Source organism: Agrobacterium sp. SORGH_AS 787 (assembly GCF_030819035.1).
Taxonomy (GTDB): Bacteria; Pseudomonadota; Alphaproteobacteria; order Rhizobiales; family Rhizobiaceae; genus Agrobacterium; species Agrobacterium larrymoorei_B.
The window spans coordinates 1,969,800-1,988,466 of record NZ_JAUTBG010000002.1 but is presented as its reverse complement, the minus strand read 5'-3'; the positions used below and the strand labels follow the sequence as shown (position 1 = coordinate 1,988,466).

At 58.4% G+C, this 18,667-nt stretch carries 21 protein-coding genes; 16 read left to right on the top strand and 5 right to left on the bottom strand.

The genetic code is table 11. From position 1 onward, the window contains the following. The first annotated feature begins 21 nt into the window (after positions 1-21). Both pssA and QE435_RS18845 read left to right on the top strand, forming a co-directional pair. Positions 22-882: a CDP-diacylglycerol--serine O-phosphatidyltransferase gene (pssA, locus tag QE435_RS18850; protein ID WP_349042312.1), complete on the top strand. Its 861-nt coding sequence runs from the start codon at positions 22-24 to the stop codon at positions 880-882. 204 nt (positions 883-1,086) lie between these two features. Beyond that, positions 1,087-1,221 (top strand): hypothetical protein, encoded by a 135-nt coding sequence (locus QE435_RS18845; protein WP_272865808.1) that lies wholly within the window; start codon positions 1,087-1,089, stop codon positions 1,219-1,221. Positions 1,222-1,335: 114 nt separating this feature from the next. On the opposite strand, the gene QE435_RS18840 is transcribed toward QE435_RS18845, so the two are convergent. Then, on the bottom strand, positions 1,336-2,091 hold the full coding sequence (locus QE435_RS18840; protein ID WP_349042311.1) for an SOS response-associated peptidase: 756 nt from the start codon (positions 2,089-2,091) through the stop codon (positions 1,336-1,338). Positions 2,092-2,094: 3 nt separating this feature from the next. Then, entirely contained in the window at positions 2,095-2,418 is a 324-nt protein-coding gene (locus QE435_RS18835; protein ID WP_349042310.1) for a YnfA family protein, read from the bottom strand. Between the two features lie 430 nt (positions 2,419-2,848). Here QE435_RS18835 and QE435_RS18830 point away from each other — a divergent pair, with 430 nt between their 5' ends. The 10 genes from QE435_RS18830 to QE435_RS18785 all read left to right on the top strand — a co-directional run bounded on the left by QE435_RS18830 (position 2,849) and on the right by QE435_RS18785 (position 9,394). Next, the gene (locus QE435_RS18830; protein ID WP_349042309.1) at positions 2,849-3,244 is read left to right on the top strand and encodes a glutathione S-transferase family protein; all 396 of its coding nucleotides are present in this window, start codon (positions 2,849-2,851) and stop codon (positions 3,242-3,244) included. 36 nt (positions 3,245-3,280) lie between these two features. Beyond that, positions 3,281-3,703 carry an NUDIX domain-containing protein gene (locus tag QE435_RS18825; protein ID WP_349042308.1) on the top strand — a complete coding sequence of 141 codons (423 nt, stop codon included), beginning with the start codon at positions 3,281-3,283 and terminating at the stop codon, positions 3,701-3,703. A gap of 106 nt (positions 3,704-3,809) precedes the next feature. Beyond that, the gene (locus QE435_RS18820) at positions 3,810-4,187 is read left to right on the top strand and encodes a TIGR02301 family protein (RefSeq protein WP_349042307.1); all 378 of its coding nucleotides are present in this window, start codon (positions 3,810-3,812) and stop codon (positions 4,185-4,187) included. Between the two features lie 105 nt (positions 4,188-4,292). Beyond that, the gene (locus QE435_RS18815) at positions 4,293-4,550 is read left to right on the top strand and encodes a hypothetical protein (RefSeq protein ID WP_062425653.1); all 258 of its coding nucleotides are present in this window, start codon (positions 4,293-4,295) and stop codon (positions 4,548-4,550) included. A gap of 14 nt (positions 4,551-4,564) precedes the next feature. Next, the gene (locus QE435_RS18810; protein WP_349042306.1) at positions 4,565-5,314 is read left to right on the top strand and encodes a hypothetical protein; all 750 of its coding nucleotides are present in this window, start codon (positions 4,565-4,567) and stop codon (positions 5,312-5,314) included. A 182-nt stretch (positions 5,315-5,496) separates the two neighbouring features. Continuing rightward, complete coding sequence (locus tag QE435_RS18805) at positions 5,497-6,345, top strand: folate-binding protein YgfZ (RefSeq protein WP_349042305.1); 849 nt, start codon at positions 5,497-5,499, stop codon at positions 6,343-6,345. 3 nt (positions 6,346-6,348) lie between these two features. Beyond that, on the top strand, positions 6,349-6,960 hold the full coding sequence (locus tag QE435_RS18800) for an HD family hydrolase (RefSeq protein WP_309770794.1): 612 nt from the start codon (positions 6,349-6,351) through the stop codon (positions 6,958-6,960). Next, the gene (locus QE435_RS18795) at positions 6,957-7,487 is read left to right on the top strand and encodes a tyrosine phosphatase family protein (protein WP_349042304.1); all 531 of its coding nucleotides are present in this window, start codon (positions 6,957-6,959) and stop codon (positions 7,485-7,487) included. Before QE435_RS18800 ends, QE435_RS18795 begins: the two co-directional genes overlap by 4 nt. A gap of 64 nt (positions 7,488-7,551) precedes the next feature. Continuing rightward, positions 7,552-8,388 carry a mechanosensitive ion channel family protein gene (locus QE435_RS18790; RefSeq protein ID WP_309770792.1) on the top strand — a complete coding sequence of 279 codons (837 nt, stop codon included), beginning with the start codon at positions 7,552-7,554 and terminating at the stop codon, positions 8,386-8,388. Positions 8,389-8,452: 64 nt separating this feature from the next. Continuing rightward, positions 8,453-9,394 (top strand): bifunctional helix-turn-helix transcriptional regulator/GNAT family N-acetyltransferase, encoded by a 942-nt coding sequence (locus tag QE435_RS18785; RefSeq protein ID WP_349042303.1) that lies wholly within the window; start codon positions 8,453-8,455, stop codon positions 9,392-9,394. A gap of 37 nt (positions 9,395-9,431) precedes the next feature. Here the strand turns inward: QE435_RS18785 and QE435_RS18780 are convergent, their stop codons facing one another. The 3 genes from QE435_RS18780 to QE435_RS18770 all read right to left on the bottom strand — a co-directional run bounded on the left by QE435_RS18780 (position 9,432) and on the right by QE435_RS18770 (position 12,325). Continuing rightward, on the bottom strand, positions 9,432-10,250 hold the full coding sequence (locus QE435_RS18780; RefSeq protein WP_349042302.1) for an ABC transporter permease: 819 nt from the start codon (positions 10,248-10,250) through the stop codon (positions 9,432-9,434). Further along, entirely contained in the window at positions 10,247-11,035 is a 789-nt protein-coding gene (locus QE435_RS18775; protein ID WP_349042301.1) for an ABC transporter ATP-binding protein, read from the bottom strand. Before QE435_RS18775 ends, QE435_RS18780 begins: the two co-directional genes overlap by 4 nt. A 249-nt stretch (positions 11,036-11,284) precedes the next feature. Further along, complete coding sequence (locus tag QE435_RS18770; protein WP_349042300.1) at positions 11,285-12,325, bottom strand: ABC transporter substrate-binding protein; 1,041 nt, start codon at positions 12,323-12,325, stop codon at positions 11,285-11,287. A gap of 282 nt (positions 12,326-12,607) precedes the next feature. On the opposite strand from QE435_RS18770, the gene QE435_RS18765 reads away from it, so the two are divergent. From QE435_RS18765 to QE435_RS18750, 4 genes are all read left to right on the top strand, one after another. Further along, a complete protein-coding gene (locus tag QE435_RS18765; RefSeq protein WP_349042299.1) occupies positions 12,608-14,173 on the top strand; it encodes a VOC family protein in 1,566 nt (521 codons plus the stop codon). 103 nt (positions 14,174-14,276) lie between these two features. Then, positions 14,277-17,060 carry a DUF2339 domain-containing protein gene (locus QE435_RS18760; RefSeq protein WP_349042298.1) on the top strand — a complete coding sequence of 928 codons (2,784 nt, stop codon included), beginning with the start codon at positions 14,277-14,279 and terminating at the stop codon, positions 17,058-17,060. A gap of 57 nt (positions 17,061-17,117) precedes the next feature. Continuing rightward, on the top strand, positions 17,118-17,759 hold the full coding sequence (locus QE435_RS18755; RefSeq protein ID WP_349042297.1) for an HD domain-containing protein: 642 nt from the start codon (positions 17,118-17,120) through the stop codon (positions 17,757-17,759). A gap of 11 nt (positions 17,760-17,770) precedes the next feature. After that, complete coding sequence (locus QE435_RS18750) at positions 17,771-18,616, top strand: MOSC domain-containing protein (protein ID WP_349042296.1); 846 nt, start codon at positions 17,771-17,773, stop codon at positions 18,614-18,616. Positions 18,617-18,667: the final 51 nt, after the last annotated feature.

Genomic DNA, 18,667 nt, shown 5'->3' with positions numbered 1-18,667 from the left:
CACGTCAGGGAGACGCGTTTCATGGACGAGCAAGCGCCGCAGCCAAGCATAAATGGCACGCACGAGATCAGTCAGGATAGCGGACGAGGCCCAAGGCTTCGGGAAATTCCGCTTCGTCTTGTCATCCCCAATCTCGTGACCGTGCTCGCCATCTGCGCTGGCTTGAGCGGTGTTCGGCTTGCCTTTGAAGGCCGCTTTGAGCTTGCGGTAGCCATGGTGCTGCTGGCAGCCTTCCTCGACGGCATCGACGGACGCCTGGCCCGCATGATGAAGGCGACGTCCAAGTTCGGCGCGCAGATGGATTCGCTCGCCGATATTGTCAATTTCGGTGTCGCCCCTGCCCTCGTCGTCTACGCCTATCTCCTCGATCAGGCCCGCTCGCTTGGCTGGATTGCCGCCCTCATCTACGTCATCGCTGCCGGACTGCGCCTAGCGCGCTTCAATGTGATGATCGAACGTGAGGTGAAAGCGCCCTGGCAGAACGAGTTCTTCGTCGGTGTGCCTGCACCGATGGGTGCGATGCTGGTGCTGCTTCCCGTCTATATAGGTTTCATCGGCGTCGAACCGAGCAGGACATTCGCCCATATCGCTGCCGCCTACACCGTGTTGATCGGTTATCTGCTGATCAGCCGCCTGCCCGTCTGGTCGGGCAAATCGGAAAGCCGTATCCGTCGCGATCTCGTGCTTCCAGCCATTCTGATCGTGGTGCTCTATGTGGCGCTCTTGATGAGCTTCACCTGGGAAGTGCTGATCCTCACCGTGCTCGCCTATCTGACCTTCCTGCCCTTCAGCGCGCGCATCTGGCACAAGCGCTATGGAACGTTGACGATTGAAGAGCATGATCACGGCGATAGCGGCGACGGACTCGACCGCGGCATCTGATTCCTGACGAGACTAGATCATTCCTGCCGTGACAACGGCTGGTTTAACATGCGTCTTTTTTCAGGCGATGCCGAACACGAAATGTCGCAGTCTGCAATTTTCAATTGATTGAATCCGCCTCGAATTCGTCACGATTGCCCCCGAGAGAGCTAGTCAGAAAGGCCAACGAATCATAGGCCTGATAAGCGATCTGCGGAGGGTGGAATGACCGAAACGAAGAAAATCGAGATGCCGGCAAAACCGGATTTGAAGGCGCATTACCAGCCGCTTGGCCTCAAGGCCGTTGCAGCTGCCGCCATGATGGTGGCGCGTAAGCCAAAGCAGGCAAAGACTGCCTGATCTCTTTTATGTTCAGCAGGCAGTGTGGTGCCTGTCGACGTTGCAAGTGGCGCTTTTGAGCGCCATTTTCATTTTCGACGTCAGGGCACGGCCTGCGAGAAGCGGGTCCGTCGTTTAAAATAACGACAGTTGTCCGCCCTTTTCCTTTATCGGAGCAAGAGGTGCCGCTTCCGACACCGGTTCTATGAGATCAGGCCCGACATTAGCGACCTTGTTCACCTTGTCCGACACCGGGATCATTTCGAAAAAATCCTCATCCGCTGCCCGCATCAGGCTCGAAACCTCACGTGGCTCCTGCGTCTTGCAATCCAGCCAACGGGCGAAATCCTCTGGTGCGATCACCACCGGCATCCGGTCATGGACACGCGACATGGACCTGTTGGCGGCGGTAGTGAGGATGGCGCCCGTATCGACTTCCGATCCATCGGCGGAGGACCATGTTTCCATTAGTCCGGCGAAGGCGACAATGCCGCCGCGCTTTGGTCTGATGTAATAGGCCTGAGGCTTCCCGCCCTCCTCCTTGGAAGGTCTCTTCCACTCGTAAAATCCGCTGGCCGGGATCAGGATGCGGCGATGACGCATGGCAGCGCGGAACGACGCCTTGCCGATGGCGGTTTCGGAGCGAGCATTGATCAAAAGCGGGAACGTCTTGGGATCTTTCACCCAACCCGGCATGAAGCCCCAGCGCACGAGCATGGCTTTACGGTTCGGCAGATTGCTTCCCACCTCCTGCCGTTCACCCTCGACAATGATGAGGATAGGCTGCGTCGGTGCGATATTGAATCGCGGCGGAAAATCCTCCAGCCCTATCAGGTCGAGATAGTCGGCAATTTCTTCCGGCGTTGCCTTTAAAACGAAGCGACCGCACATGGCCTATCCTCTCGGGGCAAACAGAATGAGCGAGGCGCCAGCCAGGCAGACCGCACCACCCGCCAGATCCCAACGATCAGGCGCATGACGCTCCACGATCCAAAGCCATAGCAAAGACGCGACGATATAGATCCCGCCATAGGCGGCATAGGCCCGGCCGGCGGCTTCCGTCGGCACAAGCGTCAAAAGCCAGGCGAAGGCCGCAAGCGACATCATCCCAGGTCCCAACCACGCCGCCGACTTGTCCATGCGCAGCCACGCCCAGAAGGCGAAGCAGCCGGCAATTTCAGCAAGCGCTGCCATCGCGTAGACGAGGGTAAGTTTCATGCCTGTTTCCTGCACTCGCTTTGCGCAACGTGAATGTGGATTGTTCGAATCCATCGACGCATCATAGCGAAAACCACGTCCTTGGTGCACTCTCCTTGGACCTCCACAGCATCCAGCCACAGTTTCGTTTACCTCATGGAGAGGTTGCACGACCCTGAAGCTCAATACGCATCCTCTGGTCTTTCTGCCATAATGTGCTTGTGGCACTTTATGAAAACGGCAGGTCTTTTGAGTCGGTTATCGACGATTTCTCCAATTCTGATTCAAGGGCGGCATTCTTCGAGACATCGCCGATGGGGACGATGCCGCTGTCGCGTGATATGGAATCCAACGTAACGATGCCCGAAAGCGGGATCATCAAGGAGCATATCAATATACATTAACCCGGTCATTCCGACCTCTGCCACAAGAGGCGGAAGAACAGCTCCAGGTGAGGCTCCGGGATTGGTTTTTCGACCTCTCCATCCACCAGCCGATGCAGCGCATTGTCGCGGAATGCTTACGTCCCCAAGGCTCTTTCGACCCGCATGGCGTGTCCGAAGCACATGCGCCCATCGACAAGGCCTACGGCGTTCTTGAGCAACACCTTACAGGCCGCCAATGGGTTGCGAGCACAAAGTTTTCAACGGCGGATTGCGCGGCCGTCCCTGCGCTCTTCTATGGCGCAATCGTTCACCCGTTTGACGATGACCTTAGAAACATCCGCGACTACTTCGAACGACTGGTTTCGCAGCCCTCCGTCAAGCGGGCAATCGAGGAGGCGCTCCCCTATTTTCAGTATTTTCCCTACAGGGAAAGAATGCCGCCACGTTTCCTGCAAGGTTGACTGCATAATAAGAGGCAGATTCTCGAAGGAAACCGCATGCCTCTTCCTCAGCCAGCATCTTCTGCCATCGTCCGGCGTGGCGACCGTCTGCTGCTGGTGCGTCGTATCAACCCGCCGTCGAAGGACATGTTCGCCTTCCCGGGCGGGCGGGGAGAGCCCGGTGAGACGCCAGCGCAGACAGCGCTTCGCGAATTGCTGGAGGAGACAGGCATCAGGGCAAGTCATCCACAGCTTTTCGCCACCTATGATCTGCCATCCCACGACGCCGAAGGACGGCTGACGAGCCACTTTCTGCTGTCTGTCTTTCTGGTGGAGGCAGATGAGCAGGCTGCTGTCCTTGCGGCCGATGATGCCGCAGATGCGGGTTGGTACACGCTGGAGGAAATACGTGCCCTTCCGGCGCCTGAAAGCGTGGTGGAATGCGCCGAGCGCCTTCTAGGCCAGTTGCATGAACACTAGAATCACAGCTATCTGGACGAAGATTGTCGAAAGCCGATATTGGGTTGTGCGTAGCGTCATGGGTCGACGAGTTTGTATTCTGTTAGCGGTGTTGGTGAGCATGGGCATGCCCGTTGCTTCGCATGCTGCCAACCAGAAACCGCCTCAGCCTCCCGCGCCGCCGCCTCAGGAAAGCAAGCCAGCCCCTTATGATGACAAGCTGGCACGGTTGTCGGAAATTCTGGGTGCTGTCCAATATCTGCGTACGCTTTGTCCGGCGACGGGGCCGCAGGAATGGCGCAAGGCGATGAGCGATATTCTGGCGGCGGATACCGCGAACGAACCTCAACGGAAGCAGCGGATGACCGCAGCCTTTAACCGCGGTTACCGTACTTTTGCAGCCGTTCACACCAGCTGCACCCCCGCCGCGATCCTGGCGGAGCAGAAATACCGTAACGAAGGCGCAACACTCGCACAAGAAATCACGTCCAGGTTCGGAAATTAGAGGATTGTTAACCTCTTTTCGCCGCGGGGCGTGCCGTTTTGATAAAAGACTGTTAGAGTTGTTAACAGGGTGGTAACGACTTGAACGCCCTGTCGAGGATGAAAGATGCAAACGAGCCGTAACGAAATCCACGATATGATCGCGCATGAAAAGATGCAGGTCGCTCTGGAACATCAAAACGAGGCCTGGGCCGATGGTATGGCCGACGGCATCGAGCCGGAGATCATCGCAGATGCCGCTATTGCCTTGGCCATGCGCGAAACCATCCGCATGCATGGCGAAGCCGGCGCAGAGGCCATGCTCGAATCACTGCGTCAGCGCATGCTCGCTGGCGAATTTTCCCCGCAGCGGATCATCCAGTAAGCGGGAGTTTATCAATGCTGTACTTCCGTCATGACGTCACGCGGTCTTCCGCCGCGCTTGTCGCTGTTTTTTCGCTGGTCGTCTCCGCAACGGCGCTGCCACATGCAGCTTACGCTCTATCGGCGCTGAAGCCGGGTCCGAGCGGGCAGACCGAACAGGCCCAGGCCTCCGATGCCCCCAAGTCTTCCGAACCGGCGCAGGTCGAAAAGGGTTCTGATGGCATTCCGATGCCTGATCCGCTGGTGAACCGCCAAGGCGGACAAGAGCAGGCAGCGCCTGAGCAGGACGATGCGCCGCATATTTCCGCCCAGATCGAGCATGATATCAGCAAAGCGCCGGAGCCGGTCCGTCGTCTGCGTCAGCTGATCATCGATGCAGCCTCCACCGGTGACATCGAAAAGCTGCGACCACTGATCAATGCGGGTCCAAACCAGACGCGCGTCGATGGCGAAGGAAACGATCCGATCGCCGCGCTGAAAAGCTTTTCCGGCGATCCGGAAGGCTTGGAAGTGCTGGCCATTATCCTCGATCTTCTCTCCACGGGCTATGCACGCATAGATGCAGGAACGCCGGATGAGATGTATGTCTTCCCTTATTTTGCCGGGAAGTCGCTCAACACGCTGACCAAGCCGGAAAAAGTGGACCTGCTGCGCATCATCACCGCCGGGGATCTCGCCGACATGCAGGAATACGGCAATTACAGCTTCTACCGCATCGGCATTTCGCCCGATGGCCAGTGGAAGTTCTTCGGTGCGGGCGACTGATCGAGCGCCGGACGATTTCGGGCGCTTGCCCTTGCCTTACAAAAATCCTAACTCTAAAGCGCCGTTCGCCCTTTTGGATGCCCGGCGCTTTCAGTTTTGAATCGACGCATCGCGCCTTTCCGAAAATCGGCTAAGATTTTCAGGCCGATGCCCTCAGGTGAATCCAGTCGAACGGTAGTGCCATGTCTTCCGCTTTTTTACCGACCCGTCGTTTTATCCGCATAGGCGGCGAAGCTGCCTCCGATTTCCTGCAAAATCTGATCACGACGGATCTGGAATCACTTGGAGAGAACGAAGCTCGCGCAGGCGCATTGTTGACGCCGCAAGGCAAAATTCTATTCGACTTTCTCGTTTCGCGCGAGGGCACAGCGTATCGCTTGGAGACGAGCGCGGAGCAACAGGAAGCATTGCTACGCCGTCTCACAATGTACAAGCTGCGGGCTGCTGTTGATCTCAAAGCTGAAGATCTCGAAGGCGTCAGCGTCTATTGGAACGAGGCTGCACCGGACGGCGGTGTCACGGACGGTCGCTTCGCCAAGGCTGGCGTAACGCTCTATCGCGTCCCCGGCAAATCCGCCGAGGGCGACGTTTCCGCTTACGATGCCCTGCGCATCGCCAACGGAATTGCCGAGTCGGGCAGCGATTATGCCCTTCAGGATGCATTTCCTCATGATGTTCTGATGGATGTGAATGATGGCGTGTCCTTCAAGAAGGGCTGCTTCGTCGGCCAGGAGGTCGTTTCGCGCATGAAGCACCGCGGCACGGCGCGCCGACGCGTCGTCATCGTCTCCGCGGCAAGCGCTCTGCCGCCTTCCGGCACCGAGATCATGGCAGGCGGCAAATCGATGGGCGCACTTGGCACCGTTATCGGGGACAACGGCCTGGCCATCATCCGCATCGACCGAGCTGCCGAGGCTATGGGATCTGGCAAGGTCATGACTGCAGGAGATGTGGAGGTCAGCGTTGCTCTGCCCGGCTGGAGCGGCATCAGCTTTCCTGCCGTCGATTCGCTTGCGGGCGCCGAGGATTAAGCGGTGGCACCTTCCAAGTCTCCGCGTGCATGGCAACGCATGCTCTCCGGCAGGCGTCTCGACCTTCTCGATCCCTCTCCCCTAGACGTGGAACTGGCCGATATCGCTCATGGTCTGGCGCGCGTGGCGCGGTGGAACGGGCAAACGCGCGGCGACCATGCGTTCTCTGTGGCGCAGCATAGCCTCATCGTCGAAGCGATTTTCTGTCATCTGAACGCCTCTGCCTCGCCGGATGATATGCTGATGGCACTGCTGCATGATGCGCCGGAATATGTGATCGGTGACATGATCTCCCCTTTCAAATCCGTCGTCGGTGGTGGCTACAAGAGCGTAGAGGCCCGGCTGGAGGCCGCCGTTCACCTGCGTTTTTCGCTTCCACCCCATCCCACGCGAGAGCTGAAAGACCGCATCAAGAAGGCGGACACGGTCGCGGCTTTCTTCGAAGCCACGGAGCTTGCGGGCTTTTCACTTGCAGAGGCTCAGAAATTCTTCGGCCTGCCGCGCGGAATCAGCCGCGACATGATCGCAATCGATCCGGTTCCAGCACTTGAGGCGCAACGCCGTTTCATCGAACGCTTCGAAGCCATCGAAGCACTGCGCAAGGCTCTACCATGACTGCCATCGTCGTCTCGCCCCTCTCCCGCATCGGAGAAATGGCCGTGCGCCACAAGGCGCGCGAAATGATTACCTTGATTGCCAAAGAGCAGACGTTTCATCGCCCGGCCGTGATTGCTGCCGAGCGACATCTGACGCTGCAGATGAACGATATCGCCTTCAAGGGGACCGATACGCTGATCGCGCCGGATGATGCCCATGTTCTGCAGCTGATCGAATTTGCGCGCGAGTGGGATCAGTCGGCCCCGCTTCTGGTCCATTGCTGGATGGGCGTGTCTCGGTCGCCTGCAGCGGCCGTCGTCGCCGCACTGGCTCTCTACCCGGATCAGGATGAAACGGCGCTCGCACGCCGGCTTAGAACCGTATCGCCCTATTCTACACCCAATGCCCGCATCATCGAAATCGGTGACAGGCTACTCGATCGCAGAGGCCGATTGGTGAAAGCGATCAAGGCGATCGGGCGTGGCGCCGATACCGACGGCAATGTTCCCTTCGTGCTGCCGCTGACCGATATGGAGCGGATATAGCGGGAACCCGAGCCAAGACCCATCGTTACCAATTCTGACACCAAAGATCATCAAGGGACGATTCATGGAACAACAGGCAACGGATATCATCGTGGCATCACAGGCCGCGCTCAGGCAGGCGAGCGCATTGGCGGTGCAATATTCCTTCTCCGTCATTGGCGCACTTCTGCTTCTCATCATTGGCTGGCTGGCCGCGGCATTTCTTCAGCGCTGGGCGTTCCAAGGCCTTTCCCGCATTCGCGGCTTCGACGCAACGCTTGCCGGGTTCTTTGCCGGTGCCATCCGCTACGTGGTGCTCATTCTGGTCATGGTCATGGTGCTTGGCCAATTCGGAGTACAGACCGCTTCCATTCTCGCAGCACTCGGTGCCGCGGGTCTAGCCATCGGTCTGGCGCTGCAGGGCACGTTGCAGAATATCGCGGCGGGCATCATGCTGCTCGTCCTTCGTCCTTTTCGCGTCGGTGAATATATCGAAACGAGTGCTGTCTCCGGCACCATCATCGAAATCGGCCTTTTTGCGACTGAGTTGAAGACCAGCGATGGTCTCTACCGCCTGGCGCCGAATTCCACGCTGTGGAACGTGCCGATCACCAATCACAGCCGCTTCCCATCCCGTCGCCATGAACTGAGCGTGACCGTGCCAAAGGGTGAGAGCATTGCAGAGACGCAGGATATGCTGATGCAGATCGCGCGCAATGACAGCCGCGTGCTTCTCGATCCGGCGCCAACCACCTTCGTCGATTCAGCCAGCGCCGATAGCGCGACCGTCAAATTGCGTTATTGGACGCACAGCGCCAACTGGTTTGCGACAACACGCGATATGACGAAGGCCTTGAAGCTCGCTTTCGATGAGCGTGCGGCGAAGGTCGAGGCGGAAGAGCCATCTGCCCCCACGCCCTGATCCTTGACATCAGGCAGACACTCAGAATAAGGTTGCATATTGCAACTAATGTTGGGTTTCTGTCATGGTGCCATCCGAACCGATTGTCGACGAAATCCGTGTCCACTCCCGCAAGTTGGTGCGGGAGCTTGGTTTTACCGGTCGGGGCTTTGCGGGCACCGACCTTTCACCGTCTTCCGTTCACGCCCTTCTAGAGATCGAAAAAGGTGACGTGGCAGCGCGTGATATTGGCGACGCGCTGCATATGGACAAATCCAGTGTCAGCAGAATGCTTCGCAAGCTGATCGATGCGGGCTGGGTGTCGGAAGAGTCCGGAGATGCAGACAATCGGGTCAAGCATCTCTCGCTGACATCCGCCGGAAAAAGTCAGGTTGGCCGGATCAATCATTTTGCCCGGCAACAGGTGCAAGCGGCGATCGAGCGATTGACACCGGAGCAGCTTCACATCGTTTCAAACGGCCTGCGCCTTTACGGCGAAGCGCTGGCCCGAACGCCAACGCCTGCCACCATTTCCATTCAGTCGGGCTACATGCCAGGAATCATGGCGCGGATCACAGAATTGCACGCGCTTTTCTACGCCAGGACAGTGGGCTTCGGACAGGCATTCGAGTCCGTCGTCGCCAGCGGTCTGGCCGAGTTCGGATATCGTCTGGGCAACCCGAAGAACGCCATCTGGACTGCCATCCGAGACGACCAGATCATCGGTTCTATCGCGATCGATGGTGAAGATATCGGGCCGGGAAAAGCGCATTTGCGCTGGTTCATCGTCGACGATTCAGCCAGAGGAAGCGGCGTTGGAAAACTGCTTCTCGACACCGCTCTCGCCTTCGTGGACGCTGAAAGATTCATAGAGACGCACCTTTGGACTTTTTCCGGTCTTCAGGCCGCCCGCCATCTCTATGAGAGCCGCAGCTTCAATCTTGCCGAGGAGCGCCCTGGATCGCGATGGGGCAGCGAGGTTTTGGAGCAGCGTTTCGTCAGACCGGCGAAACCTGACGAGGGTTAAACTTACACCGCCCGCGCACGCCTGTTCTCTTCCTGCTTCACTGCCCCATGGTCGAGCGATGTGCCCATCCGGTCATGCGTTTTTCCACCCAGGCCATGATGGCATACATGACGATGCCTTCGACCGCGAGCATGAGCAGGCCAGCAAACACCAGTGGCACATTGAACTGGCTCTGGGCCGAACTCATCATATTGCCGAGGCCGTAATTGGATGCCACAGTCTCGGACACGACCGAGCCGACGAAGGCAAGCGTAATGGCAATTTTCAGCGAGCCAAAGAAATAGGGCATACAGCGCGGAATACCGACCTTCAGCATGATGTCCATCTTCTTGGCGCCGAGCGCACGCAGCACGTCTTCGGTTTCCGGTTCGATGGTAGCAAGGCCGGTCGCGACGTTGACGACGATCGGAAAGAAGGAAATCAGAAAGGCCGTGAGTACCGCAGGTACCGTACCGATACCGAACCAGATAACGAGAACGGGGACAAGGGCCACTTTCGGGATGGCGTTGAAGCCGATCATCAATGGATAAAGCCCGGCATAAATCGTTTTCGACCAGCCGATGAAGAGTCCGATGCCAAGGCCCGCAATAACCGCAATCGCAAAGCCGAGCGTTGTCGTATAGAGTGTCTGCAGTGAGTTTTTCCAGATCGGCGACCAGTATTGCAAGACGGCCTGGCCCACCCGGGTCGGCGACGGCAGCACGGTCTGCGGCATCTTCAGCGCATAGACGAGCAACTCCCACGCCGCAAAGAGCGCAAGCGTATAGAGCCATGGTGCGGCCTTGACCCAATTGACGCGGGCAATCAACGGCTTTGGTGGCGTCGCGACGACCTGACCTTCGACAACCGCGCTCATGCCGCTACCCTCGCCTGGGCGATTTCGCCATGAAGTTCCTGAACCATGTCGTTGAAGCCCTTTTCATACATGATGGACAGTTGGCGTGGCCGCTCAAACGGTACGCGATGTTCCGCCAACACCCTGCCCGGCCTTGCGCTCATCACGAAAATCTTGTCGGCGAGGAAGACCGCCTCGCGCAGGTCATGGGTGACGAGAATGATCGTCACGCGCTGGACCGCATGAAGATCGCGGATCACACACCACAACTCTTCACGCGTGAAGGCATCAAGCGCGCCGAAAGGCTCGTCCAACATCAAAAGTTCCGGCTCATGGATGAGCGCGCGGCAAAGATTGGCGCGCTGCTGCATGCCCCCGGAAAGCTGCCAAGGGTACCTCGACCCGAAACCTTTCAACCCGACGATCTCCAGCAGCCGTTCGGCTTTGGCGACATACTCGGCCTTGTTGGCACGCAGTCGACGACGGTGCTTCTCGACGATCTCAAGCGGCAGGAGAATGTTTTCAAGCGTAGTACGCCATGGCAGCATGGTGGGATTCTGGAACGCCATTCCGACAATAGAGACGGGTTCTGTCACCTGCTTGCCGCCGACAATGACATTGCCGCGCTGTGGAATGTGCAACCCGGTTACCAGTTTCATCAGCGTGGACTTACCGCAGCCCGAAGGACCGACAACGGCGGCAAACTCTCCTCGATCTACCTTGAGCTTGAGGTTCGAAACGGCGAGCGTTCCCGAAGCGCCGCCATAGCGCATGTCGACGCCGTCGATTTCAACCAGATGAGACATGTCCCCAGTTCCTATTTTCTTTCAAAATACCCGATGGCCGCCCATCCGAGGGACCGACCTCCATGGGGCGACAGGGTCAATGGACAAATGCTCGGGTGGAGCCCGAGCATCACCAACTGTCGTCGTCTTATTCTATAGCGCGTCGCGACTTTTCAGATTCGCTCCTTGCGCTTTACGTCCTTGCTTTGTCGCATATCGTCATCGCAAAACCGCTGCGCACTTTTGCGCTGACCATGCTCTATGTCGCCGTTACGGCAGCATCCGCTCTTCCTTGGGCGGCAGGTAGCTTGCATCGAAAACCTGCTCAGCCTTGACATTTCCTTTGAGGCCAATGGAAATCTTCAGCGTTTCCATGGATGCAGCAAGGCGTGCCGGATCGACCCCGCCCATGCCATTTTCGATCACATAAGGCGTCTTGATGTTCATCGAATTTGCCATATTGAGGCGCTGCAATTCGATGTCAGGATTGAGCGTTTCGTTGCGCTTCAGCACGGCAGCAACGCCCTCTTCCGGGTTCTTGACGGCATCGGCAAAGCCCTTGGCAAGCGCCTTGAGGAAGCCTTTCACCGCTTGCGGGTTTTCTTTAGCAAAATCAGTGTTTACCAGCACAGAATTGCCATACAGATTCAAGCCATGCTCTGCCATCAGGATCGTGGCGATATCGTCGTCGGAGATGCCTTGTGCCTTCAGGTTCAGGATTACCGAGAAGGCGAAGCCAAAAACGGCATCGACATCGCCCTTTGCCAGCATCGGCTCGCGCACGGGGAAGCCGATGGACTGAATGGTGATCTTGCTGTCATCGATCTTGGCGACTTCTTTGAACGCCTTCCACTGGGCGAAGGCGCCATCCGGCGGTGGCGCGCCAAGCTTCTTGCCTTCCAGCGACTTCGGGTCTTCCGTGACACCCAAGGACTTTCGACCAACGACGGCAAATGTCGGGCGCTCATAGACCATGTAGACGGCCTTCACCTTCTGCGACGGGTCTTCATCGAGAAACTTCATGACGGAGTTGATATCGCCGAAGCCCATCTGGTAAGCGCCGGTGGCAACCCGTGGAATGGCTTCGACGGAGCCGTTTCCGCTATCGATGGTGACGTCCAGGCCCTCCGCCTTGAAATATCCTTTGTCGAGCGCGAGAAGAAAGCCTGCGGAAGGTCCCTCGAATTTCCAATCGAGCGTGAATTTGATCGGTGTATCTGCAAGGGCTGAAAGGGGCGCGGCAGAGATACCCGCGAACATGGAAATTGCGGCCAAAGCCGCTGTTTTTGAAAACAGCCTTCGCGTGAACATTCAGATATTTCCCTCTGGAGGTTTTTTATGTTGTTGCCGTCATACAAAACAATTTCCTCCCATATGGCAAGAACTAATAGCTCATAAATTACGCAAATTTTACTTTGCATTTTTTTTGATCTTTTTCGCAACGCTGACTAGGCATCGCGCCGATTGAATAGGCGAAACACGAATGTCGCACGTTCAGTGATAGGGATATGAACACATCGTTCTGACGCTCATGGATTGCGAAATCCGCCAGGACGATGAAGATGGCAGCATCGACCACAGCTGGAGACACGCATGACATCGGCCCTCGGCATCCACCACATCACCATGATTACGCGGAAGGTTCAGGCGAATGTGGATTTCTATGCGGGTTTCCTTGGACTGCGCCTGGTGAAGCGGACCGCGGGCTTCGAAGACGCAATGCAGCTTCATCTGCTCTACGGCGATTACGCCGCCTCCCCCGGCTCTCTCATGACCTTCCTTGTCTGGGAGGATGGCGGAAAGGGGCGCGTCGGTTACGGCCAGACACTGGAAGTATCTCTGGCAATCGATCCGGCGAGCATTGGCTTCTGGCTGACGCGTGCCTTGCAGGCGGGGGTTCATGCCGAGGGACCGATGGAAGAGTTCGGTGAGCCTGTCATCCGGCTGAAAGATCCGGACGGCATTATCATTAAGCTTGTCGGCACCAGTGTCTTCCCCGAAGCCCAGCCGCATGATGCGCGTGGCATTCCTCTGGAACACGCCATCCGTCGCATCCGCGGCGCTACCGTTCTGAGCGAGGTGCCGGAAGAAACTGAAGGCTTCCTTTCCAACTATTTCGGCTATGTTCGCCGGGACAAACAAGGCGCGATCCGGCGCATGTCTTCGAATTCCGGCGACATTATCGATGTCCGCGACGCAACAGGCTTCTGGTCCAGCGCGCCTGGGACCGGCACCGTGGACCATATCGCCTTTCGCGCAAGCGACATGGATGCGTTGGGGGAGACACTCAAGCGGCTGAAGTCTCTGAACTCTTCCACCACCAATGCGCATGACCGGAAATATTTTCACTCGCTCTATGTCCGCGAACCGGGAGGCGTGCTGATCGAGATGGCGACCGACGCGCCGGGCATGACGATCGATGAGCCGCTGGAAAGGCTCGGCGAGGACTTATTCATTCCGCCGCTCTTCATGCGCGATGAGGAAGATGTCCGCGTAGCCCTGCCGCAATTTTCCATGCCCGGAGAGGAGCGCGTCATCTACCGCGACCTGCCCTTCGTCCATCGTTTTCACACCCCTGCCGAGCCGGACGGCAGCACCATCGTTCTGCTCCACGGTTCCGGCGGCAGCGAGACCAGCCTCATGGCACTGGCCCATCGAGCCAATCCCAACGCCACGCTGCTGGGCGTTCGCGGACGAAGCACTGAGGAGGATGTGGCGCGCTGGTTCCGGCGCTTTGGCGATCTCAACTTCGACCAGAAGGATATCGCTTCTGAAGCGGAAGCTTTTGCCGCCTTCCTGGAAGGCGCGGTCCAGTCTTATGGCATCGCCCGCGCCACGCTGAGCTTCATAGGCCACTCCAACGGCGCCAACTTTCTCGCCGCCTTCTTTGCCCTCCACCCTTATTGGGCAGCCGATGCCTTGCTGCTTAGACCGATGCCGGTTCTGGAGCATTGGCCTGCCGTCGATTTCGGCTCGAAACGTTTCCTGCTGGCTGCGGGAGAGACTGATCGCCATCGCGACAAGGCCCATGCGCTTGCCGGCATTCTGAAAGGCAGCGGTGCCGAGGTGGAGGTCAGAATTCTGCCGAACAATCACGACCTTGGATTTGAGGATGTCGAACTGGCCAAGGAATGGGTTACGGCTCGCAACATCCAGTGAGGAGGACCTGAAGAGAGGACGCGCCGGGAGCCGAAAGACGCCAAAACGCTTGCAGATACCGCAATAAAAGGCTTTAAAAAACAGAGCTATACGCGGAGTGCTTATGACGTCTTTCCTGCTGCTTCTTATCGTCGGCTATGTCGTTGCGTTTTTCTACACGCTGAGCGCCAGCATCAAGAACTCCAGGCGCCTTGCAGAGCTTGAAAAGGAAGTCTCGGGCCTCAAGGCCCAGATGGCAGGTGCCGTGCCAGCTTCCGTGTCTGCCGAAGCACAAGACCAGACTGAAGAGGCAGCAAACGCAATTGTTGAAGGCGTGACGTTGCCAGCCCTGCAAGCTGACGCTAATGCGGATCAAAGCGGCACCCCGCCACCGCTGCCCCTTCAGTCGAAGACAGAGGATTTAAAGCAGGACGAAACCGTCCCTACCGCAGCTGTAACGACTCAAGCCGCCCCCAAAGAAAGCTTCGAAAGCAGGCTTGGCGCGCGTTGGGCCGTCTGGCTGGGCGGCATCACGCTTGGCCTTGGCGGCATATTGCTGGTCAAGTACTCCATCGAAAACGGCCTGCTGAGCCCCGCCGTGCGGCTCGCCATGGCCGCCCTCTTCGGCCTTCTGCTTGCCGCTGCAGGCGAAGCCATACGACGCCGTGCCGTGCCCGGCATTGCGGCTGCCTATTCCAACGCCATGATCCCCGGCGTGCTCACAGCCGCCGCCTCATTGACGCTCTTCGGCGTGGTCTTCGCAGCCTATGGCATTTACGACTATATCGGACCGACGACGGCTTTCATCCTGCTTGCACTCGTCGCTTTCGCCACACTGGCTCTGTCTCTTCTTCACGGCCAGGCGCTTGCCGGGCTGGGGCTCTTCGGTTCCATGGTCACGCCTGCTCTTATCGTCACCGAAACGCCGAGCATCTGGGCGCTCTTCGGCTTCCTCACCGTCTCCTGGGTAGCGACGGCGCTTGCGGCGCGGTACCAAAGATGGAAGGTCGTGCCCGCCCTCGCCAATATCGGACTTGGATCGTGGGCTATCGGCTACATCATGGCGTCGAACACGGTTCTTGCAGAGCCTGTCATGTTCGCGCTTCTTGCCATGATCGCAGGCTCCATCTGGATCTGGCCCGGCAAAGCCTTCGATCACGTCGCAGAGGAACATCCGCCTGCAACCGAGAGCGATGCTGCAAAACCCGCGAACCGTCTTCTCGCATTCTTGGGAAGAGCACCGCTTGCGATCAACCTCACCGCCTCGCTTGCGGTCGTTCTCACCGCACTTGCCTTACTTGCCACAGGATCCGGCATCAGCATGCACCCGGCTTTTGTGGTGGCCGTGCTGATTATCGGCCTTGCTGCCTTTGGTGCAGGGCGCCTTCATGCGGTATGGCCCGCCATCTTCGCCTCGCTCGCCGCACTCGGTTGCGCCAATATCCTGGCACAGAACAACCTTGAATTCCTATCGACCTTCGGCAGCGTTGCAGCCACTGCTTCCGTCGCCGTGGATCACAGCCTTCAGGCGTCGATCACCCGCATCATGGGCATCGTCTTCCTGCTATTTGCAGTGGAGGCCATCCGGCGGAGAACATCGAAGGATGAGGCCTTTGGCACGCTCTGGGCATCGATCGGCTCCATCGTTCCCGTCGGTCTCGGCGTGATCAGCTTCGTCGAATACGGCAATCTGACGCGGGACTGGCTGCACGCAGCCTATGGCCTGGCGATCGGTCTTGTTCTCTTCGGCGCGGCCTATCGTTTCGACAGAACCTCGGAACCCGCCTTCCGGCGGCCAGTCAACATGTTGGTGATCGGCTCATTCCTCGGCTTCCTGCTGACGATCCATGCGCTGACGAACGGACTTGCGACCACCATCCTTATCCCTCTGCTCGGCTTCATCTACGTTCTTGGAACGAGGCGCCGTGCCTGGCCAGCCCTCGCCTGGGTCATGGCGCTTGCACTCGTCATCGTGCTTGGCCGGATTGCATGGGAGCCCACGATTGTCGGTCCGCAGAACCTCGGCACCACGCCGGTCTTCAATGCGCTTCTGGCGGGCTACGGCATTCCTACCCTGCTTGCCGTCCTGTCGGCATGGCTTTTGCGCCACTCACCTGATCTCCGTATCCGGAACTTCCTGCAAGCTCTTGCAAGTCTGATGGTGTTGATGACGCTGGCGATTCTCGTGCGGCACGCGATGAATGGCGGCGTGTTGAACGATGCGGTGCCGACACTTGGCGAACAATCCATCTACACGCTGCTGACGATCGGCATGTCCGGCGTGTTGATGACGCTCGATATGAAGAGCCCAAGCCCGATCTTCCGCTACGGTTCAATGCTCGCCGGCTGCGTGGCCATGGTCAATGTACTGATTGCGCATTTCTTTGTCCTCAACCCCTATTTCACCGGCGAAAACACCGGACGCTGGCCGTTCTTCAACCTCCTCCTCATCGGCTACCTGCTTCCCGGCGCAGCCTATGCGGGACTGGCCTATTATGCACGGGGCAAACGCCCTCAGCCTTATGTTGCGTTACTCGCGCTTTGGGGAGCAGCCCTCGGCTTTGCCTGGGCGACGCTATCGGTGCGCCGTTTCTGGCAGGGCGAGAACATCGCGGACTGGAAGGGCTTTCTACAGGGAGAAACCTACAGCTATTCCGTCGTCTGGCTTGCCATCGGCGTGCTTCTCCTGGCACTCGGCTCGCGCTTTGATGCCAAGAGCCTGCGCCTCGCCTCCGCCGCTCTGGTTCTGCTTGCCGTCGCCAAGGCCTTCCTGATCGATATGAGCAATCTGGAAGGCGTGTTGCGCGCGCTCTCCTTCATTGGGCTCGGCGTCGTGCTGATCGGCATCGGCCTCTTCTACCAGAAGATCCTGACGTCCAAGCCGAAGGATGCCACAGTGCAGCAGTGATTGCGCCGCTGCCTCACCGGCTCTAAAACGCGATCTCACGAGATTGGGGAATCGCGAATGCATGCTGCATCTTTTGCGCCATATGAAGCGCTTGCCGAAAAGCTGATTCCGCATGCCGCGGAGGGCGATGACGGCTCGCATGATCTCGCGCATATTCACCGCGTCTTCCGCAACGCCATGCGTATCCATGCGCAGGAGGGCGGGAACGGGACGGTGCTGGCGGCAAGCGTTCTGCTGCATGATTGCGTGGCGGTGGAGAAGAACTCACCACTGCGTGCGCAGGCGTCGCGTATCGCCGCGGAAAAGGCGAGTGGCATTTTGGCTGATCTCGACTGGGCGACGGCGGATATCGAAGCGGTCGCCCATGCCATTCTCACGCACAGCTTCTCCGCCAACCTGCCGCCTGAAACGCGTGAGGCTAAAATCCTGCAGGATGCGGACAGGCTCGATGCGATCGGCATGGCAGGTGCTGCCCGTTGCTTCTACATTGCAGGGCGCTTGGGTTCGGCGCTCTACGATCCGGAGGATCCTCTCGCGAAGAACCGCCCGCTCGACGATCGCCGTTTTGCCATCGACCATTTTGAAAACAAGCTGTTCAAACTGGCGGATGGCTTTCAGACCGAGGCTGGTCGACAGCTTGCAAGAGAACGACATGAGCGCCTTCAACAGGTGCTCGATATGTTTCTGGACGAAATCTGAGGAGAGTGGCGATGCAAATCACGCAGTTGAATGTTTACCCCGTTAAGAGTGCCAGAGGCCTTACTCTTTCCGAGACCGCTATCTCCGCTGAAGGCTTGCCAGGCGACCGTCGCGCGATGCTGGTCGATCCCTCCGGCCAATTCATCACGCAGCGCGAACTTCCTGCAATTGCTACCTTGAACGTTGCCCCGGAGGCCGGCGGATATCGCCTGTCTATCGAGGGCAAGGGGGACGTTCTCGCCCTGCCGTCATCCTCGAGGCTCGATGTCACCGTCTGGAAATCCACCGTCGACGCTGCTCTTGCAAGCGATGAAGCCAATCGTACGCTCTCGCAGTGGCTGGGACAGGAGATGAAGCTTGCCTTCTTCGACGATCAATCGAAGCGCCTCGCCAACGCGGAGTGGACTGGCAATGAGACACCCGTCACCTTTGCCGATGGCTACCAGATCCTGGTCGCGACCACCGCCTCGCTTGACGCTCTCAACGCGGACATGACGGCCCACGGCGAAGACAGCGTCGGCATGGAGCGTTTCCGCCCCAACATCGTGCTGGAGACGGATGATGCATGGGCGGAAGATCGTTGGGCGGCGATCGACATCAACGGCATTCGCTTCGATCTTGTCAAACCCTGCACCCGCTGCATCATGACCACCCAGGACCAGAAGACTGGTTCGCGTGACGTGCCCTCCCCGATGAAGGCCATGGGCCGCATCCGCATGTCCGCCGATCGCCGCGTTCCCGGCGTGCTGTTCGGCTGGAATCTGACACCGCGTGGCGAAGGTACGATCAAGCTCGGGGATGTCGCCAAGGTCGTGGAGTGGCGCGACGAGGCATGGCCGCTGAAGCGGCGGGGATAGAGCTTGTGAATGACGGGCGTGTCGCATCAACCCCGCTGATGCACCTGTCAA

Bases quoted from the DNA above. Each gene is read 5' to 3' on its own strand.
- QE435_RS18770 (WP_349042300.1), bottom strand. From the start codon at position 12,325: ATGTTCACGCGAAGGCTGTTTTCAAAAACAGCGGCTTTGGCCGCAATT.
- QE435_RS18825 (WP_349042308.1), top strand. From the start codon at position 3,281: ATGCCTCTTCCTCAGCCAGCATCTTCTGCCATCGTCCGGCGTGGCGAC.
- QE435_RS18835 (WP_349042310.1), bottom strand. From the start codon at position 2,418: ATGAAACTTACCCTCGTCTACGCGATGGCAGCGCTTGCTGAAATTGCC.
- QE435_RS18815 (WP_062425653.1), top strand. From the start codon at position 4,293: ATGCAAACGAGCCGTAACGAAATCCACGATATGATCGCGCATGAAAAG.
- QE435_RS18795 (WP_349042304.1), top strand. From the start codon at position 6,957: ATGACTGCCATCGTCGTCTCGCCCCTCTCCCGCATCGGAGAAATGGCC.
- QE435_RS18785 (WP_349042303.1), top strand. From the start codon at position 8,453: ATGGTGCCATCCGAACCGATTGTCGACGAAATCCGTGTCCACTCCCGC.
- QE435_RS18760 (WP_349042298.1), top strand. From the start codon at position 14,277: ATGACGTCTTTCCTGCTGCTTCTTATCGTCGGCTATGTCGTTGCGTTT.
- QE435_RS18845 (WP_272865808.1), top strand. From the start codon at position 1,087: ATGACCGAAACGAAGAAAATCGAGATGCCGGCAAAACCGGATTTGAAG.
- QE435_RS18805 (WP_349042305.1), top strand. From the start codon at position 5,497: ATGTCTTCCGCTTTTTTACCGACCCGTCGTTTTATCCGCATAGGCGGC.
- QE435_RS18790 (WP_309770792.1), top strand. From the start codon at position 7,552: ATGGAACAACAGGCAACGGATATCATCGTGGCATCACAGGCCGCGCTC.
- QE435_RS18810 (WP_349042306.1), top strand. From the start codon at position 4,565: ATGCTGTACTTCCGTCATGACGTCACGCGGTCTTCCGCCGCGCTTGTC.
- pssA (WP_349042312.1), top strand. From the start codon at position 22: ATGGACGAGCAAGCGCCGCAGCCAAGCATAAATGGCACGCACGAGATC.
- QE435_RS18780 (WP_349042302.1), bottom strand. From the start codon at position 10,250: ATGAGCGCGGTTGTCGAAGGTCAGGTCGTCGCGACGCCACCAAAGCCG.
- QE435_RS18775 (WP_349042301.1), bottom strand. From the start codon at position 11,035: ATGTCTCATCTGGTTGAAATCGACGGCGTCGACATGCGCTATGGCGGC.
- QE435_RS18765 (WP_349042299.1), top strand. From the start codon at position 12,608: ATGACATCGGCCCTCGGCATCCACCACATCACCATGATTACGCGGAAG.
- QE435_RS18820 (WP_349042307.1), top strand. From the start codon at position 3,810: ATGCCCGTTGCTTCGCATGCTGCCAACCAGAAACCGCCTCAGCCTCCC.
- QE435_RS18840 (WP_349042311.1), bottom strand. From the start codon at position 2,091: ATGTGCGGTCGCTTCGTTTTAAAGGCAACGCCGGAAGAAATTGCCGAC.
- QE435_RS18750 (WP_349042296.1), top strand. From the start codon at position 17,771: ATGCAAATCACGCAGTTGAATGTTTACCCCGTTAAGAGTGCCAGAGGC.
- QE435_RS18755 (WP_349042297.1), top strand. From the start codon at position 17,118: ATGCATGCTGCATCTTTTGCGCCATATGAAGCGCTTGCCGAAAAGCTG.